Source organism: Mesorhizobium sp. IMUNJ 23033, from assembly GCF_044778005.1.
GTDB classification, from domain to species: Bacteria; Pseudomonadota; Alphaproteobacteria; order Rhizobiales; family Rhizobiaceae; genus Mesorhizobium; species Mesorhizobium amorphae_A.
This window is the reverse complement of sequence record NZ_JBJACT010000001.1, coordinates 1-14,870: the sequence shown is the minus strand read 5'-3', so window position 1 is coordinate 14,870 and position 14,870 is coordinate 1. Positions and strand designations below refer to the sequence as shown.

Here is a 14,870-nt window from a genome sequence, read left to right as displayed (position 1 = left end):
ATCAAGCCAAAAACACCTTCTCGAACGCCTGCTTGCCAGTCGGCGAAAACACCACCGCGCGGCTGTCCCTTTCGCGCCGCGCCCATTTATCGGCGAGGATCTTGTCGAGGATCGCTGCCCCCAGCGTACCGGCAAGGTGCGAGCGCCGCACGCTCCAGTCGAGGCAGGCGCGGCAGACCGGCCGGCGCGCCTTGGCTTCGACATCGATGCCGAGCGCCGCGAAATGCGAGGCGGCCGAAGGCCCGAGCCGGATGTCCTTGTCGTCGCGAACCAGAACATTTCTGTCGACGAGGCGGTCGAGCATCGCCACCGCCTGTTCGCCGGCGAGATGGTCGTAGCAGACGCGCGCCACGCGCATGGCCGCGTCGCGCGGGCCTGGCCGCACCCGCTTGGGACCGACGGCTTCCGCGACGCCGGTGATCGCCTCGATCATGCCGGCCACCTGCGGCCCGGCGAGGCCGTAATAGCGGTGCCGTCCCTGGCTGGCCAAAGTCAGCAAGCCGCCTTCCATCAGTTTCGACAGATGCGACGAGGCAGTCGGCAGCGACACGCCGGCCTCCAGCGCCAGCTCGGATGCGGTCAGAGCCGTTCCGCCCATCAGCGCAGAGAGCATGTTTGCCCGCGCCGGATCGCCGACCAGGCTGGCAATGCGGGCTATGTCGGGTCCTTCACGCATAGTTTCATCTCCATCGAAGCATACTCGCGAGAAAACCACTATCCTGCGATCAGATCAAGGAGATGGCGATGACCGCCACAAAGCTCCTGACATCGAATTGCCTAGCACAGGCAAGCGCGCAATGTTTCGACCGTGCTCGAAGCGTCGCCGTAACAGACCCAAGCTGACGAGGAGACAAAAATGACCATCACCTGTTTCATCCGCTACGAGATCGACCCGTTCGGCAAGGCGGCATTCGAGGAATATGCGCGCAACTGGGGGCAGGTCATCCCGCGCTGCGGCGCCGACCTGATCGGCTATTTCGCGCCGCATGAAGGCTCGGCCACCACCGCCTATGCCGCCTACAACATCGACAGCCTCGCGGCCTACGAAGCCTATCGCGCCAGGCTTGCCGCCGATCCGGCCGGTAAGGCAAACTACGAACTCGCGAAGCGGGAAAAATTCATCCTGAAGGAGGATCGCATGTTCCTGAAGCTCGCCTCCGGGCCGCACGCCAAATTGGTGCTGCCGTGATCGCCGTCATCTTCGAGGTCGAGCCGGCGGCGGGCCGGCGCGACGCCTATCTCGGCATCGCGGCCGAACTGCGCCCGCTGCTCGACGGCATCGACGGCTTCATCTCGATCGAGCGCTTCCAGAGCCTGATCGACCCGAACCGCGTCCTGTCACTGTCGTTCTGGCGCGACGAGGACGCGGTAAAGGCCTGGCGCAACACCGAAGAGCACAGGCAGGCGCAGAAGGCCGGACGTGGCGGAATCTTTGCCGGCTACCGTTTGCGCATCGCCCATGTCGTGCGCGATTATGGACTGACCGAACGGGCCGAGGCGCCTGCGGATAGCAGGGTGGTGAATGGCTGAAGGGATCGCTAAGCATTCCCGATCAGCACGCCCGCCGCGAACACCAGCGCGCCGCCCAACACCACCTGGAAGGCGGCGCGCCAGAATGGCGTTTGCATATAGCGGTTCTGCACGAAGGCGATCGTCCACAATTCGAAGAACACCACCACGGCCGCCACCGCGGTCGCCGTCCAGAAGAGCGGGATGAGATAGGGCAGCGCATGGCCCAGGCCGCCCAGCGTCGTCATGATGCCGACGGTCAGCCCGCGCTTCACCGGCGAGCCGCGGCCCGACAGTTTGCCGTCGTCGGAGGCGACCTCGGTAAAACCCATCGAGATGCCGGCGCCGATCGAGGCGGCAAGCCCGACCAGGAAAGTCTGGAACGTGTCGTGCGTGGCAAACGCCGCGGCGAAGATCGGCGCCAGCGTCGACACCGACCCGTCCATCAGCCCGGCCAGTCCCGGCTGCACATAGGTCAGGATGAACTGGCGCTGTTCGGCGCTCGCCTCTTCGATCTTGACCTTGCCCGGCACATGTTCCTGTTCAAGCTGGTGTGCCGAGCTCTCATGGCCCTGTTCGGCCGCCGCCAGATCGTCGAGCAGCTTTCGGGTCGAGGCGTCGGTGGTGCGCTTGGCCGCCTCGACATAGAACAGATAGGCCTGCCGCTCCATCGCCTCGGCCTGCCGGCGCACGGCGTCGATGCCGAGCGGCCTGACCAGCCAGTCGGGCTTCCGCTCGTAATAGCCCTTCACATGATCGCGCCGGATCAAGGGGATGCGCTCGCCGAAGCGTATTCTATAAAGCTCGATCAGCGAGTCGCGGTGGCCGTCCTCCTCTTCCGCCATCGCCTCGAACACCTTGGCCGATTGCGGAAAGCTTTCCGCCAGCCCGTCGGCATAGGCGCGGTAGATGCGCCCGTCATCCTCCTCGGACGAAATAGCCAGCGCCAGGATCTCCTGATCGGACAGCGAATCGAAGGAACGGCGGCCGAAGCCGAAAACACGGGAAAGCATGAGGAAGTCACCATAGTTTAGAATAGTTCTAAACTATGGTCTCGTCCGTTGCTGGTCAATCGCGATCACCCTGGGGTTCAAAAAATGTTGAACCGAGCAGTTGCCACGAGGCCTTCATTATTGGCGAATGTTCACCTATATAGCCGAGCCTAAGCGAAACAAAGGAATCACGGATGACTGAAAAGCCGCACGCGCACCCATTTGACCCAAAGCCCGTCCTCGATCTCATCGCCAGCATCGAGGCCGACCTGCAGCGCCTCAAAGGCCTGGTCGAGCAGCAGGTCGAAAAATTCGACCCCGCCAACCCGCACAACAAGACCCCCGACGGCAAGCTGACAGAGGAAGGCGTCGAATGCTGCTACCGCATGTTCGATGACGGCAAGTCGCGCTACTCGGTCGCCCAGCAGATGAAGATCTCCTTCGCCGCCGCCACCCACCGCTTCAACGCCTGGCGCAAGGTCGGCGGAGCCAAACGGCGGAAGACGCTTTTGGGATGAACGGTTGGTTCGCAGCAAGGCTGGTGATGGGCGAAACCACCGGCGACAGCGTCCTTCTCCTCGTTTACGGGGAGAAAATGGCGGCAGCCAGATGAGGGGCAGCGCTGCCCGCGTGTCAGGACTCTCCAAACTTTGTAACGGTCACATTTTTTCGTTGGCGCCCGGCATGGCTTCCCGTGCACGATAGTGAGATCACTTTTCTGCAAGGTTTGCCATGAACACACCCACCCTTCCCGGCATCGCCGACATCCGCAGCGCCGCAGCAAAACTCTCCGGCCTGATCGTCGAAACGCCATTGATCGAATCGCAAGAACTCAACAAGCGTTTCGGCGGCCGCATCCTGTTCAAGCTGGAGACGCTGCAGCGCACCGGCTCATTCAAGTTCCGCGGCGCCTACAACAAGCTGTCGTCGCTCACCGAGGAGGAACGCAGCCGCGGCGTCGTCGCCTTCTCCTCAGGCAACCATGCGCAAGGCGTCGCCGCTTCCGCCGCGATGTTCGGCGTCAAGGCGATCATCGCCATGCCGGCCGACGCGCCGGCGATGAAGATCGCCAATGTCCGCAAGATGGGCGCCGAGGTAGTGCATTTCGATCGCGTCCGCGAGGACCGCATGACCGTCGTTCGCCCTTACGTCGAACAGGGCATGGTTCTTGTGCCGCCCTACGACGATCCCAGGATCATCGCCGGCCAGGGCACGATAGGCCTCGAACTTGTACGCCAGGCAAAGGCGCTTGGCGCGAGCCTCGACGCGGTCGTTATCCCCTGCGGCGGCGGCGGCCTCTCCAGCGGCATTTCGATCGCGGTCAAGGACGCTTCGCCGGTCACCTCGGTCTGGGGGGTCGAGCCCGAGCATTTCGACGACACCCGCCGGTCACTGGCCAAGGGCGCCAGGGTGATGAATGAGCCCGGTCATCAATCGATCTGCGATGCGCTTCTCGTCGCCGAGCCGGGCGCGATCACCTTCGAGATCAACCGCAAAAACCTCGCCGGCGTCATTGCCGTCTCCGACCAGGCAACGCGACAGGCGATGCGCGACGCCATGGCCCATCTCAAGCTGGTCGTCGAGCCCGGCGGCAGCGTCGCGCTGGCGGCGCTGTCATCTGGCGAGATTGAGCTGGCAGGCAAATGCGTCGCCGTGGTGCTCTCCGGCGGCAATGTCGATTTCGGCACCTATGCGGAAATCATGGCGGCGGCTTGATCAGTCCAACGTCCGCCTGAACCGCACCAGCGCCACGCCGGCAAACAAAGCCACGAACACCACCAGCCAGCCGATTTCGGTCGCCACGGCCGGCAGTTCGGCGCCCTTCAGCATCACCGCGCGGATGATGCGCAGAAAGTGCGTCAGCGGCAGGATCTCGCCGAAAAGCTGCGCCCAGTTAGGCATGCCACGATAGGGGAACATGAAGCCGGACAGCATGATCGACGGCAGGAAGAAGAAGAAAGTCAGCTGCAGCGCCTGCATCTGCGTGCGCGCGATGGTCGAAATGGTGTAGCCGAGCAGCACCAGCGCCAGCACGAAGATCAGCACGGCGGTCAAGAGCAGCGACATCGAGCCGGTGAAGGGGATGGCGAACAGAAGTTTTGCCGCCGCCAGCACCACCACCACCTGCACCGCGCCGACCACCAGATAGGGCAACACCTTGCCCATCATGATCTCCAGCGGGCTGGAGGGCATCGCCAGAAGGTTCTCCATCGTGCCGCGCTCAGTCTCGCGCGTCAGCGCGATCGAGGTCATCATCACCATCGTCATCTGCAGGATGACGCCGAGCAGGCCGGGCACGATGTTGTATTGCGAAATGCCTTCGGGGTTGTAGCGCCGGTGCACCACCACTTCGAGCTGGTCCTTGGCGCTGTCGGCGGCGGCCTCCTGCATGCCGCGCGCCCGAAGCAGCGCCTGGTTGGCGACGGTGCCGAGCGTCGAGATGGCGCCGCTGGCCACCGCCGGGTCGGTGGCGTCGGCCTCGATCAGGATCTGCGGACTGTCGCCGCGCTCCACCCGGCGGGCGAAATCGGCGGGGATGGTGACGACGAAGGCGACGTCGCCGCGCGACATCAGGAACTCGGCTTCCGCGGCACTTTGCGCGACATGGTCGAAGCGGTAGTAGCCGGTGGTCTGCAGCGCCGAGACCATGGCCCGCGTATAGGGGTCGCTGCTTGTCGCCACCAGTGCGGCCGGCAGGCTCTTCGGATCGTTGTTGATGGCATAGCCGAACAGCACCAGCTGCATCAGCGGCACGCCCAGCATCATGGCGAAGGTGATGCGGTCGCGCCGCATCTGGATGAACTCCTTGATCAGCAGCGCGCCGAGCCGGGCGAAGGAAAAGAGGCTGTTCATGCCATATTGTCCTTCGAGCCGGACATGAACTGGATGAAGACGTCCTCGAGGCTGGTCTCGCCCGGCGCCACTGACACGCCCTTGTGTTGCTTCTCGACATCGGCGAGCGCGGCCTGCAGCGCCTTTTTGTCGGAGCCGACGACATGCAGCGTGGGACCGAACGGCGCCACCTGGTCGACGCCGGGCCGGCCCTGCAGCGCTTCGGCCACCTGGTCGAGACGCGGCCCCTGCAGGACGAAGGTGGTCAGCCCGGCGTTCTTCACCACCTCGTCCACCGTGCCGGTGGCCAGCATCTTGCCGTAGGAGATGTAGCTGATGCGGTGGCAGCGCTCGGCCTCGTCCATGTAATGGGTTGAGACCAGTACGGTCAGCCCGCCGCTCGCCAGCCGGTGGATCTCGTCCCAGAATTCTCGCCGCGCCTTTGGGTCTACGCCCGCGGTCGGCTCGTCGAGCAAAAGCAGCTTCGGCTTGTGCATGATGCAGGCCGCAAGCGCCAGCCGCTGCTTCCAGCCGCCCGACAGCGTGCCGGCCAACTGGTTGCGGCGCGTGGTCAGGCCGAGGTCTTCCAGCGTCCGCGCCACATGGTCCTCCACCGGCTTCAGCCGGTAGAGCCGGGCCACGAATTCGAGGTTCTCGCCGATCGTCAGATCCTCGTAGAACGAGAATTTCTGCGTCATGTAGCCGACTTCGCGTTTGATGCTGAGGCTATCGGTGCGGATGTCGAAGCCGAGCACGGTGCCCTCGCCTTCGTCCGGCGTCAGCAGCCCGCACATGATGCGGATGGTCGTCGTCTTGCCTGAGCCGTTCGGCCCGAGGAAGCCGACGATCTCGCCCTCGGCCACCGTCATCGTCACATGGTCGACGACGGTCTTGTCGCCGAAGCGCTTGACCAGGCCATGGACGTCGATGACGTTCATTTTGCGCCATCCGCCAGATCGACGTCGACGATCTGCCCAGGCTGCAGCGGGCCGGCATCGCCCTCCGGCCGCGCCTCGACCAGATAGACCAGCTTCTGCCGGTTCTCGAGCGAATAGATAACCGGCGGCGTGAACTCCGGCTCGGGCGAGACATAGCTGACGCGCGCTTTCACATCCGGCCCGCAGCCGTCGCAATGGACGCCGAGCAGCGTGCCGACCTTGATCGATGAGAACGCGCTTTCCGGAATGTAGACGCTGAGCTTTACCGCGCCGTCCGGCAGCATCGAAATCACCGGCGCGGTCGGCCCGGCGGTGTCGCCCGGATTGCGGATCACGTCGTTGACGCGGCCGGGCGAGGGTGCTGCCAGCACGCGCTTGGACAGCCGCCATTGCGCTTGCTCCAGCGCCGACTGCGCCTGCTTGACCTGGTTGTCGGCGGCCTTGATCGTCTCGGCGCGCGCCGGCAGGCCGCCGACGGCGAGATTGGCCTCCGCCTGGCCGACCTGCGCATTCGCGGTCTCCAGCGTCGCGGAAGCCGTGTCGTAGTCGGCCTGCGTGCCGGTGCCGCGCTTGAACAGGTCGCTGGCGCGGTCGTATCTGCGCCTGGCGTCGGTGGCCTGAGCCTTGGCCATGTCGACTTGCGCCTTGAGCACCGCGATTTCTTCCGGACGCTTGCCGACCTGCAAGTCCGCAAGTTGCGCCTGCGCCTGGGCGAGTGCCGCTTCCGCCTGCGCCACGGCGATCTTTGCGTCTGCGCTTTCCAGCGTCACCACCGGCGTACCCTCCGCGACACGGTCACCGCGCTTGACCGCGACCGTCGCGACTTGCGCCACCTCGATCGGCGCCAGCAGCACATAGTCGCCCTCGACATAGCCGACGGCTAAAGGTGCGGCCGGCGCGCAGGCGCCAAACAGCTGGGCGGCAAGCGGCAGCGAACAGAGAAAACTCATGATTTGCCCTCCTTGCGGGCGGCCGGACTATGGGCGGCGAGGATCGCGTCGAGATTGTCCGCCGTCACTGCCACCACCTTGGCGGCCTCGGCCTCGCCGATCTCGTTCCAGCCCATCCTGCGCATGACCGCCTCGCGGCCGATGCGGAAATAGATGACCTGGCCGATCAGCGTGAACACGGTGAGCCGGGTAGCCTCGCTTTCGGCCGCCTCACCGGTCGCCTGCTCCCACACCTGGCAGAGCCGGCGATGCGTCGGCTCGAACACGCCGGCATAGATGCGGTCGAGCGCCGCTGTCGGATGTGACAATTCCCTAAGTACGAATTGTACGATCTCGCCAGCCTGCGGGCTTGCCACTATGAAGCCCACCATCCGCTCCAGCGCGGTGAAGAGCTGCGCCCGCGCCGCCTCGGGAGTGGCCGGTGAGGCCGCCTGGGCCGCGCCGGTAGCCTGCCCGGCTATCACCTGGATGGTGTCGACGATATAATCGGCGGCGGCGGCGCGCAGCCCTTCCTTGCCGCCGAAGTGGTAGGCGATGGAGCCGATATTGGCTTTCGCCTCGGCCGCGATCTCGCGTGTCGAAGTGCCGTCGAAGCCTTGCCGCCCGAACAGCTTGAGTGCCGCATGCACCAGTGCAGCGCGTGTCTGGTCGGCAGGCGAAGCTTCGCGAAGCAAAGGTTTGGCGCTCGGTTTCTTGCTCATCAATCGTATTTAATCAATCGATTGATTAAAGTCAAATTGATTCTCGGCTTCGACTTGCCATCTCGGGGCACCCGCGCTTTAGTGCCCGGCCATGGGCAAGGAAGTCGAACGCAAGTTCCTGGTCTCCAGCACCGCTTGGCGTGATCTGGCCGAGGCGGATATCAGGATTCGACAATTTTACCTTGCCGCGGCGCCCGGCCGCACGGTGCGCGTGCGCATCAGCGACGGCACCTCTGCCGAACTGACGCTCAAATTCGGCAGCAAGGCGCGCGAGCGCGACGAGTTCGAATATCCGATCCCGCTGGCCGAGGCCGAGGAGATGCGGGCATTCGCCATCGGACGTGTCATCGAGAAGACACGCCACCATGTTAGGCACCGCGGCTATCTCTATGAAGTCGATGTATTCGGCGGAATGCTGGCGGGGCTTGTGGTCGCTGAACTCGAGACGCCGGAAGACGTGCCGGACGAAATGCTGCCAGATTGGCTCGGCCGGGAAGTCACCGGCGAGCACAAGTTCTACAACGCGTCGCTCGCCCTTGGGGGGATTCCGGAGATCGCCGCATGAGCTTTCGCATAGACCCGCGCCTGCCGCTGACCGGCGAGGTCAGGCGCATCCTGGCCGAGGAAATCGGCAAGGCGCTTGGCCATCTTGATACGGCACGCGAGAAGCCGGAACAGGGGCTGCACAAGTGCCGCAAACGGCTGAAGAGCGTGCGTGCCTTGCTTCGCTTGGTTCGTTCCGGGGACGAACCGTTCTACCAGACCGAAAACCAATGCTACAAGCAGGTGTCGGGCCTGCTCGCCGGCCCGCGCGAGGCGACGGCGCTGATCGAGACCATCGATCGGCTTGCAACGAGCTTTCCCGAGCAGAGCGCCGGTGGTGGCCTCGATCCCGTCCGTGACAGGTTGGTGCTGCGCCAGCATGAGCTGCATGGCGGTGCCGGCCTCGACGCCGCAATCGGCGCTGCAGCGGCGGCTTGCCGAGAGGGCCTCGAACGCGTGGAAAGGCTGGTCCTGCCCGACCAGCCGGAACAGGCCGCCGATATCCTCGCCGACGGCGCCCGCGCCACCTTGCGCCGGGCTCGCAAGGCGCTGGACAGGGCAGGCTCCCGCGGCGCGGCCGATGATTTCCACGATTTGCGCAAGGCGGCCAAGACCCACAGCATGCATCTGTCGCTGCTCGGCCGGCTGTGGCCGACGCCGATCAAGGCCAGGCGCAAGGCGGTCGACGAACTGGGCGAGCAGCTGGGCGACCTGCACGACGTGTTCGTCATGCGCGCGCTTCTCGATGCCGATGGTGAGCCACTCGGTTCGCCGGAGGACACAAAGCTTCTCGCCAAGCTGCTGAAGCGCTCGGAAAAGAGCCTGAGAAAGACCTGCCTCGTCGACGCGGCCGAATTGTTCGGCGACAGCCCCAAGCGGTCGACAAAAAAGCTCGCCCGCAAGGTGCGCGAAGACCTGGCCGGCGCGGCTCAGGAAGATGCTGGCTTGCCCGTCGCCAGCTGATCATGGTCCACACCGCCGGTCTGTGCTAATCGCCATCTACGATGACCGCGCCCGCCGAAACGCTTCTCGATCGCCTTGGCCGCTGGCTTGCCGGCCGGCTGCAGGATGAATCCTCCGGCTACGAGCCGTACACGCCGTCCGACGCCGAAACGCTGCGGCGCACGCTCCAGCCCGGCGACATCCTGCTCATCGAGGGCAACCAAAAGATTTCGGCGGTCATCAAGTATTTGACGCAGTCGACCTGGTCGCACGCGGCCTTCTATGTCGGCGACGCCCTGGCGGAACCCGAGGACGGGTCGGAGCGGCGGCGCCTGATCGAGGTCACCCTCGGCGAGGGTTGCGTCGCCGTGCCGCTGTCGCGCTACCGCACCTACAACACCCGCATCTGCCGGGCGAGCGGCCTGGCGCCGGAAGACCGCGACAAGGTCGTCGCTTTCATGATCGGCAAGCTCGGGTTGAAATACGATCTCAAGAACATTTTCGACATGCTGCGCTTTTTCCTGCCGACGCCGCCGGTGCCGGTTCGCTGGCGCCGCCGCATGCTGGCCTTCGGCTCCGGCGACCCGACGCGGGCGATCTGCTCGACGCTGATTGCCGAGGCTTATGGCCAGATACGCTATCCGATCCTGCCCGAGGTCACACGCGCGCCCGGCCGCGCTTCGGCGCAGTCGAGCTATATGCGTCGGGAAATCCTGCACATCCGCCACCACTCACTCTACACGCCGCGCGACTTCGACCTGTCGCCCTTCTTCCGCATCGTCAAGCCGACACTGGAATATGGCTTCGACTACCGGGCGGTGACCTGGGGCGACAAAACCTCCGACCAGGAGATCAAGGTCGCCGAATAGCTACGCAGGCATCGGTCGCCGTGCCCCGGAGGCCGGATCTTTTGCTTTCGCAGCAGCATCTCGCGCGTGCGGGCCAACCGGCATGATCGCCGGAAAGGGCGTCGCGCCGAACGCAAAGGTCCATTTGTAGCCGATGAGCGCGTCTTCGGGCGTCGTGTGCTGGTCGTGATGAGCCAGCAGCTTTGCGCGCTCCGCCAGTTCCTCCGCCTCGCGTCTGACCATCTCGGCCGTCTCCGGTCGCATCCGCCGGGAGAAGCTGACGAATGTCGCCTCACGCTGCAGATGGTTGATCGCCCAGCCGATGAAATTCTTGTTGGTCGCCTCGAACAGTGGCCTGAGCGGGCCTTCGAAATTCCACTGGATCGGCGTCTCGACCAGCAGCCTCGCCGAAAGGCCGCGGCCGAGCGCGACCAGTCCGAGCTCCTCGAGGTCGCGCAGATAGAGGAACATCGAAGCTTCGCTCAGGTTTTGCGAGCGCATGATGCCTTCGGGCGTGAATTTCTCCGACAGCATGATGAAGACGAACAGCAGCGCCGGCCGGCTCGCCAGCTTGCGCTCGATCTCCGGCGCCACGTGGTTGGCCGGCCCCGGCCCCCGGTTCATCGCGCCCAACACGTTCTCCAGCTCGACCTCGGCAGCAGTGCAGATCTCCACCAGGCGGTCGAGCTTGCAGTTGCGCTCATGGAAGATGCGCTTCACCGTCGGCTCGGAAACGCCCATGCGCTCGGCCAGCATGCGATAGGTGAGGCCTTTCGCCTTTAGCGTCCGCTTCAGCGCCTCGAAGATCGGACCGTTCATGGAATGCACCTCTTTCGCGCGATTTCGTATCAATCTTCGATACTAGCGCCAAAAGGCCTTCCGGAAAAGTATCGAAAAACCTAGCTCTTCGCCGTCACCACAGGAGATCAGCCATGAAGACCCTCATCATTTCGACCTTTCTCGCCATCGTCGGCATTGCGGCGGTGCCTGCCCAGGCCGGCGAGATCTGGCGCGCCTCCGGCTTCGAGCAGCCGGAATCCGCCCTCTTCGACGTCGCCAACCAGCGCATCATCGTCTCCAACATCGTCGGCAATCCCGGCAACGCAGATGGCAACGGCTATCTGTCGGTTTTGTCGCTGGACGGCAAGATCGTCACCCAACATTGGACTGACGGCATGGACGCACCCAAGGGCATGGCAATCTCCGGCGGCAAGCTTTACGTCGCCGACATCACCAAGGTCCGCGTCGTCGACCTCGCCAGCGGCAAGCTGGTTTCAAGCATCGACGTACCGCAAGCCGTCTTCCTCAACGACGTGACCGCCGACGCCTCGGGCAAGGTCTATGTCACCGACATGCTGGCCGACACGATCTACCGCATCGACGGCGACAGACCGGAGCTGTTCGTCAAGGACGCGGTACTTGCCTCGCCCAACGGCATCTTCGCCGACGGCAACAGGCTGATCGTCGCCTCCTGGGGCAAGGGCATCAACCCCGATTTCAGCACCGCCGAGCCCGGCGGCCTGCTCGCGGTCGATCTTGCCAGCAAGGCGGTTTCGCCACTGCCTGGCGCGCAAAAATTCGCCGATCTCGACGGCGTCATCGCCATCGGCGACAGCATCTATGCCACCGCCTACATGACCGGCACGCTCTACCGCTATCATGAGGGCGGTGCGCCGGAGGTGATCGCGACCTTCAAGCCGGGCAGCGCCGACATCGGCACCGACGGCAAGTCGACCATCTACGTGCCGCTGATGAATGAGGGCGCGGTGGCGGCGTTGACGCTCGATTGAGAGCAACAACCGAGGTCTCGGGGCCGGTCTACGAAACTTCCACTTTGCGCCAGAAGCGGTCATCCGCTGCCAGTTCTCGAGTGACCGCAGTGGGCCGTTAGCGGACTGGCAGCTTCGAACCTCAGATCTTTAATTGCGGACCTTCAGGTCGATTGCGACCGCTGCGGCCCGTCGTGCCGTGGGTCGGGCTGCGCGATGCGCACACGTTCGGCCGAAGTCGCCTCTTGAGCTGTCTAGTCCCCGAGCGGCAGGCCACTGGAACGAAGGGCGGCCTTCTCGGCCTCAAGTTGCGTGGGATCGCGTCGGATTTGGGTCGAAGCCCATCTTCGAATGGTGAAGTCAGGATGTCGGGATAGAAGACGCTTGGCTGTTTGCTCGGCTAAATCAGCACGTCCGCTCTGGCAATATGCAATCACGAGGTCGACGAGGCCGAAGCCGGGATTGCGCGCCTCGTAAGCCTTGAACGCTGCGATCGCAATCTCAAAATGACCTGCGAGGCGATAGGCGTGGCCGAGATGTCCGAGGTAATATCCTGGATACTTGGGACTGAGCTTCGTCGCCCTCTCACTGTACTCGATGGCCTTCTCGGGGAGACCTGCGGAGGCGAATACGAAGCTCGCGAAGCTCGCCGCGTCGGCAGACCCCGGAGCCAGTTCGACGGCCTTTCTGGCATGGGCGGCGGCCTCATCAAAGCGTCCCTCCAGCAGGAGCACAAGGCTCGACGTCGTGAAGGCAACGGCACTTTCAGAATCGAGTTCGAGAGCCTTGTCGGCGTAGGATCGCGCCTTATGCTGAGCCGTCTCGCGGGTATCCCACCAACCAAAGCGGGCATCCACATAATGGAGCAGGCCAAGCATTCCGTTGAGCGCCGCCGAGCCAGGGTCGAGGGCCAGCGCCTTCTCCCAATGGGGAAGCGCCCGACCGCAGTTCTCCTTCGTCACCGCCTGTCGGTAATAAGAAAGGCCGTGAACCCATTGGGTCCAAGCCTCCACATTGCTCGTTGTCGTGTACTGAAGCCGTGCCTGTTCACCCTCCGTCAAACTGACCTGCAGCTCCGTGGCAAGGACGAGGGTGATCTCGTCCTGGACGGCAAAGATGTCCTCGATGGTGCGGTCGTAGCGCTCAGCCCAGATGGGAGAGCCGGACCGCCCGTCGATAAGCTGCACCGAGATGCGAATGCGAGAGCCGCTCCGCCGGACGCTGCCCTCAAGGACATGGCGCACGCCCAGTTGCTTGGCCACGTCCCGGACGTCAGCGACCCGGTCCCTGTAGATGAAGCTGGAATTGCGGGCGATCACCCGCAGGCCCGAGAGCTTGGACAGGGTGGTGATGATGTCCTCGGCGAGGCCATCTGCAAAGAACTCCTGGTCCGGATCGCCGCTCAGGTTTGAGAACGGCATCACGGCGATCGTCGGCAGGTCTTCCCGAGTCATCGCGTGCGACGGGGGCTGGTCCGTGCTTTCCTTGCCAAGGTTGGCGCGATAGACGCGGACGGGTCGCGAGATGTTCTTCAGAACGACCTCGCCCATGTCAGAGAAGGTGGTGGCCACCTTGCCGTCGACCTGGCGCCAGACGTCCTCCGAGATCGAGACCCCTCCTGCGGGAGCTACACCCTCGAGCCGTGCGGCAATGTTGACGCCGTCCCCAAGGAGGTCGGTGCCATCGACCACGACGTCGCCGACGTGAACTCCGATGCGCAACTCCACGCGCCGGTCCGCCTCGGTATCAGAACTGCGGGTCGCCATCCCGCTTTGGATCACGATGGCACAACGAACGGCATCCACAGAACTCGGGAATTCGATCAGAAGCCCGTCACCCATTGTCTTGACGATGCGCCCATGTGCATCTGCGATCGCCGGCTCGATAATGGCGTCCCGCAATATCTTTAGGCGGGCCAACGTTCCTTCCTCGTCGAGGCCGGTAAGTCGGCTGTAGCCGACGACGTCAAGTGCGACGATCGCTGCTAGCCGTCTGATAACGCGTTGCGGCACGGCTACCTCCCGCTACGGCAAGACCATGGTTGCGGGCCGAATTCCTCGACATCTATTGCCTCCGCCGTCGATCGTTGGCAACATCGTCTGGGAACTTAGCACCCCTCATTCGTGCGGGAGCCTGTCATGAGCAGCGCTGAAACGCATACGGGAAAATGCTTTTGCGGTTCAGTCGAGTTCAGCGTCACCGGGCAACCGGTCGCGATGGGCTATTGTCACTGCAATTCCTGTCGCCATTGGTCGGGGGCACCGGTCAACGGCTTCACTCTTTGGCCCCCGTCCGCCTTGACCATATTGAAGGGAGCCGAAAACATCGCGACCTACAGTCGTAGCGGAAGAAGTCTGCGCCGCTGGTGCACGGCCTGCGGAGGGCATCTTTTCTCCGAACTGCCGGCCTGGAACCTTGTCGACGTGTACGCCCCGCTCATTCCGTCGCTCAAGTTCGAACCGGCAGTTCACGTCCATTACCAGGAGACGGTTCTTCCAATGAAGGATAGCCTTCCCAAGCTGAAAGACCTGCCTGAGGAACTCGGCGGATCGGGCGATATGCTTTCGGATTGAAGGTCCTCCGCGAGGATCGGATCGCGACCTTCGCTGCATCCAGCACAAATGTCGGGTCATGGCGCAACCACCTTGGTCGCCGGCGATGTCTTCTGTGGATGGCTCCCGTATTGCAAGAGGTAATTCGTTGTTCTGGCGCATTGGTCGGTGCAGTCTTCTGTCCGGCCTGTTCATGCAGCCGTTCGAAGCTGCTGGCCCTGATGGGGTCGGCGAACAAGGTCCCAATCTGCTTTGCAGGCTATGATGCCTCCGACATCGCATGGGTTATCCCTG

17 protein-coding genes are annotated in these 14,870 nt (G+C 63.8%); 9 read left to right on the top strand and 8 right to left on the bottom strand.

Going from position 1 to position 14,870, the window contains the following annotated elements; translation table 11 throughout:
- Position 1: 1 nt before the first annotated feature.
- On the bottom strand, positions 2-676 hold the full coding sequence (locus ACFX5Q_RS00085; RefSeq protein WP_404274441.1) for an ArsR/SmtB family transcription factor: 675 nt from the start codon (positions 674-676) through the stop codon (positions 2-4).
- Positions 677-856: 180 nt separating this feature from the next.
- On the opposite strand from ACFX5Q_RS00085, the gene ACFX5Q_RS00080 reads away from it, so the two are divergent.
- Both ACFX5Q_RS00080 and ACFX5Q_RS00075 read left to right on the top strand, forming a co-directional pair.
- Positions 857-1,189, top strand: a complete 333-nt coding sequence (locus ACFX5Q_RS00080) for an NIPSNAP family protein (RefSeq protein ID WP_404274439.1) — start codon at positions 857-859, stop codon at positions 1,187-1,189.
- On the top strand, positions 1,186-1,530 hold the full coding sequence (locus ACFX5Q_RS00075; RefSeq protein WP_404274437.1) for an antibiotic biosynthesis monooxygenase family protein: 345 nt from the start codon (positions 1,186-1,188) through the stop codon (positions 1,528-1,530). The genes ACFX5Q_RS00080 and ACFX5Q_RS00075 overlap by 4 nt, the downstream gene beginning before the upstream one ends.
- An 8-nt stretch (positions 1,531-1,538) precedes the next feature.
- Here the strand turns inward: ACFX5Q_RS00075 and mbfA are convergent, their stop codons facing one another.
- Entirely contained in the window at positions 1,539-2,522 is a 984-nt protein-coding gene (gene mbfA / locus ACFX5Q_RS00070) for an iron exporter MbfA (protein WP_404274436.1), read from the bottom strand.
- A gap of 173 nt (positions 2,523-2,695) precedes the next feature.
- Between mbfA and ACFX5Q_RS00065 the strand changes: the two genes are divergently transcribed.
- Positions 2,696-3,019: a hypothetical protein gene (locus ACFX5Q_RS00065; protein WP_404274435.1), complete on the top strand. Its 324-nt coding sequence runs from the start codon at positions 2,696-2,698 to the stop codon at positions 3,017-3,019.
- A gap of 214 nt (positions 3,020-3,233) precedes the next feature.
- Complete coding sequence (locus ACFX5Q_RS00060; protein WP_404274433.1) at positions 3,234-4,217, top strand: threonine/serine dehydratase; 984 nt, start codon at positions 3,234-3,236, stop codon at positions 4,215-4,217.
- On the opposite strand, the gene ACFX5Q_RS00055 is transcribed toward ACFX5Q_RS00060, so the two are convergent.
- Genes ACFX5Q_RS00055 through ACFX5Q_RS00040 form a run of 4 tightly spaced genes read right to left on the bottom strand, consistent with a single transcriptional unit; the run spans position 4,218 to position 7,922 of the window.
- Entirely contained in the window at positions 4,218-5,354 is a 1,137-nt protein-coding gene (locus tag ACFX5Q_RS00055; RefSeq protein ID WP_404274432.1) for an ABC transporter permease, read from the bottom strand.
- Entirely contained in the window at positions 5,351-6,271 is a 921-nt protein-coding gene (locus tag ACFX5Q_RS00050) for an ATP-binding cassette domain-containing protein (protein WP_404274431.1), read from the bottom strand. The genes ACFX5Q_RS00055 and ACFX5Q_RS00050 overlap by 4 nt, the downstream gene beginning before the upstream one ends.
- Entirely contained in the window at positions 6,268-7,221 is a 954-nt protein-coding gene (locus ACFX5Q_RS00045) for an HlyD family secretion protein (protein WP_404274430.1), read from the bottom strand. The genes ACFX5Q_RS00050 and ACFX5Q_RS00045 overlap by 4 nt, the downstream gene beginning before the upstream one ends.
- The gene (locus ACFX5Q_RS00040) at positions 7,218-7,922 is read right to left on the bottom strand and encodes a CerR family C-terminal domain-containing protein (protein ID WP_404274428.1); all 705 of its coding nucleotides are present in this window, start codon (positions 7,920-7,922) and stop codon (positions 7,218-7,220) included. Before ACFX5Q_RS00040 ends, ACFX5Q_RS00045 begins: the two co-directional genes overlap by 4 nt.
- A 91-nt stretch (positions 7,923-8,013) precedes the next feature.
- Here ACFX5Q_RS00040 and ACFX5Q_RS00035 point away from each other — a divergent pair, with 91 nt between their 5' ends.
- From ACFX5Q_RS00035 to ACFX5Q_RS00025, 3 genes are read left to right on the top strand one after another with little or no spacing between them, the layout of a single operon-like run.
- Positions 8,014-8,487 (top strand): CYTH domain-containing protein, encoded by a 474-nt coding sequence (locus tag ACFX5Q_RS00035; RefSeq protein WP_404274427.1) that lies wholly within the window; start codon positions 8,014-8,016, stop codon positions 8,485-8,487.
- Positions 8,484-9,428, top strand: coding sequence for a CHAD domain-containing protein (locus tag ACFX5Q_RS00030; RefSeq protein ID WP_404274425.1), 945 nt, complete (start codon positions 8,484-8,486; stop codon positions 9,426-9,428). Before ACFX5Q_RS00035 ends, ACFX5Q_RS00030 begins: the two co-directional genes overlap by 4 nt.
- A gap of 41 nt (positions 9,429-9,469) precedes the next feature.
- A complete protein-coding gene (locus ACFX5Q_RS00025; RefSeq protein WP_404274423.1) occupies positions 9,470-10,276 on the top strand; it encodes a lipo-like protein in 807 nt (268 codons plus the stop codon).
- On the opposite strand, the gene ACFX5Q_RS00020 is transcribed toward ACFX5Q_RS00025, so the two are convergent.
- Positions 10,277-11,074 (bottom strand): helix-turn-helix domain-containing protein, encoded by a 798-nt coding sequence (locus tag ACFX5Q_RS00020; protein ID WP_404274422.1) that lies wholly within the window; start codon positions 11,072-11,074, stop codon positions 10,277-10,279.
- A 113-nt stretch (positions 11,075-11,187) separates the two neighbouring features.
- Here ACFX5Q_RS00020 and ACFX5Q_RS00015 point away from each other — a divergent pair, with 113 nt between their 5' ends.
- Positions 11,188-12,045, top strand: a complete 858-nt coding sequence (locus tag ACFX5Q_RS00015; RefSeq protein WP_404274420.1) for an SMP-30/gluconolactonase/LRE family protein — start codon at positions 11,188-11,190, stop codon at positions 12,043-12,045.
- Between the two features lie 233 nt (positions 12,046-12,278).
- On the opposite strand, the gene ACFX5Q_RS00010 is transcribed toward ACFX5Q_RS00015, so the two are convergent.
- Positions 12,279-14,036 (bottom strand): adenylate/guanylate cyclase domain-containing protein, encoded by a 1,758-nt coding sequence (locus ACFX5Q_RS00010; RefSeq protein WP_404274419.1) that lies wholly within the window; start codon positions 14,034-14,036, stop codon positions 12,279-12,281.
- Positions 14,037-14,162: 126 nt separating this feature from the next.
- Between ACFX5Q_RS00010 and ACFX5Q_RS00005 the strand changes: the two genes are divergently transcribed.
- Positions 14,163-14,597 (top strand): GFA family protein, encoded by a 435-nt coding sequence (locus ACFX5Q_RS00005; protein ID WP_404274417.1) that lies wholly within the window; start codon positions 14,163-14,165, stop codon positions 14,595-14,597.
- The last annotated feature ends 273 nt before the right edge of the window (positions 14,598-14,870 follow it).